General features: G+C 41.9%; 3 protein-coding genes. All 3 read left to right on the forward strand.

All coding sequences use genetic code 11. The features are described from left to right. Positions 1-85 precede the first annotated feature (85 nt). Positions 86-1,021, forward strand: coding sequence for an IS3 family transposase (locus ACFOZZ_RS03390; protein WP_376814702.1), 936 nt, complete (start codon positions 86-88; stop codon positions 1,019-1,021). After that, positions 960-1,337, forward strand: coding sequence for a hypothetical protein (locus ACFOZZ_RS03395; RefSeq protein WP_376814703.1), 378 nt, complete (start codon positions 960-962; stop codon positions 1,335-1,337). Before ACFOZZ_RS03390 ends, ACFOZZ_RS03395 begins: the two co-directional genes overlap by 62 nt. Before the next feature lie 115 nt (positions 1,338-1,452). Then, a partial coding sequence (locus ACFOZZ_RS03400; protein WP_376814704.1) for an IS3 family transposase occupies positions 1,453-2,251 on the forward strand: 799 nt, incomplete at its 3' end.

Genomic DNA, 2,251 nt, shown 5'->3' on the forward strand with positions numbered 1-2,251 from the left:
TTATGTAAAGAGTAATTGAATTAGTAAAGAAATCTCAGTTTGACTGGTACTTTTTCTTGACGTAGTACCAGATGATAATTACGGCATGAAGGAAAGACAGGATGAGATTGATTTTGAATACATAAAAAAGGTCATTGATTATAAGGGATTCAGAAAAGGAACGCGCACTATCTATATGATGCTTCCTGATATATGTGGTGTTCATTTTGGAAGAAACAAGATTCTCAGACTGATGAGAAAATACAACTGCATATGCGCCATCCGCAGGGAGCGTACTGAATTGAAAGCGAACAGGGAATTATTAAAAAACAACAGGAAGCCAAACCTTCTTAAGAGAATGTTCCGTCTGGCAAGGCCGGGTGAGATACTGCTTACGGATGTAAGCTATCTGAAATACGGGCTGAACAGAACTGAATACCTGTCATGTGTAAAGGATGCAGTAAGCGGGCGAGTTGTAAGTCATATCACTTCTTCATGCAATGGCCTTAATCTAGTTATGGATACAATAGATACTCTTGATTATTCTCAAGATGCCATCTTCCATTCTGATCAGGGATCCCTCTATTTTAATGATTTATTTCAGGACAGGCTTAAGAAACTAGGATACAGACAGTCCATGTCACGCAGGGGTAACTGCTGGGATAATGCAAGCCAGGAATCCTTCTTTGGACATATGAAGGATGAGTGCGATCTGTCTGGCTGTTCCACTCCGGAAGAAGTGAAGGAAATGATAGATAATTATGTATACTACTACAATAATGAGCGTCCTCAGTGGACACGCAATAAGATGACACCTGCTGAATATGAAGACTATCTTAATTCATTATCTGATAGTGAATATTCAGATTATCTTCAAAATGAACAGGAAAAGTATGATAAAATGATGAAAAAAGCGAGAGAAAAGGCGCTCAAGCGTGCGGTTGAGCTTGGCGCTCTGACAGAGGAGGATATGGAATTATATGGCTCAGGAAAGAAAGAAGAACAGGCAGCAGCAGACAGAGGCGCAGAGACTTGCGCATAGAGATGCAGTTATTGCACATTCAGATAATAAGTTCGTTGCAGAGCTTACAAAGAATATGGATGCATTCATCTATACAAAGGACTTCTATGTTGCACTGTACAAGCAGCTTGAAAGTGGAATGACATCAATCGAGGCTTATGAATCATTAGGGTTCGATACAAAGAAGCTTGGAAAGAACTGTGCTCAGTCTGCAGCCAAGCGTGCAAGACAGAAAGCGAAGAACGGGGAGTTTGAACCAAAGGCTGAGAACTATGATGGAAGCATCCCTATTGAGGAGATGCCTGAAATGACTCTCGAAGAGAAGGTTGCATACTAGGAGGCTCGTATCAGATATCTTGAGGATTACGTAGAATTTCAAAAAAAATGCCTTCCATACTGGAGGAGATATACTCATCCTACAGCGCCAAGAAGTAAAGGAGGACAAGCTCTTCATGGCTTATGACTACATAAGCAGAGGAAAGGCAGAAGAGAATGGTTATACCAACACCAGAGTCTTCAAGATGTTTGGTGTAAGCAGCACCGGTTATTATAATTATGTGGCACGCAGGGAGGATAGAGACGGGAAGCAGGCAGCTAGAAAACAGGATGAAAGCCATGTGATGCAGTGCTTCAAGGAGATCATTAAAACACTTGGATTCGTTCCTGGAAAGCGAACCTTCCGCCGACATATGTTCAGAAGGTTCAATTACAATATCAGCGTATCAAGAGCTTCAGCCATCATGAAAAAGATGCAGATAACTGCACAGCTTCCCAAAAAGGATGCATACAAGGGACAGGCAACCCACCATCATGAGTGCATGGCGAAGCCTAATCTCGTTAACCGCAACTTCAAGCTGGGAGTAAGACAGGTCATCCTTACTGATATCACTTATATTCATTACGGCTATAGCCGTACTCCAGCCTATATGTGTGCGTTCAAGGACGCCTATACAACTGAAATACTAGGTCATTATGTATCAGGGAGAATGGATGTATCTCTTGTGCAGAAGGCGTTCAATAATATGATGGAGAATCATAAGGACGAGTTCCCTAAGAATCTGGAGGTATACTGCCACAGTGACCAGGGTTCACAGTATCTGTCAACATCGTTCAAACAGCTTCTTAATGAGAATGATTTCATCCAGTCAATGTCCAGAAGAGGAAACAGTCAGGACAACGCCCCTATGGAATCATTCTTTGGGCGTATGAAGACTGAGGTCATTGACATCATCGCAAGATGTGGGGATATAG

Source organism: Catenibacterium sp. GCM10023432, from assembly GCF_042651925.1.
GTDB classification, from domain to species: Bacteria; Bacillota_I; Bacilli_A; order Erysipelotrichales; family Coprobacillaceae; genus Catenibacterium; species Catenibacterium mitsuoka.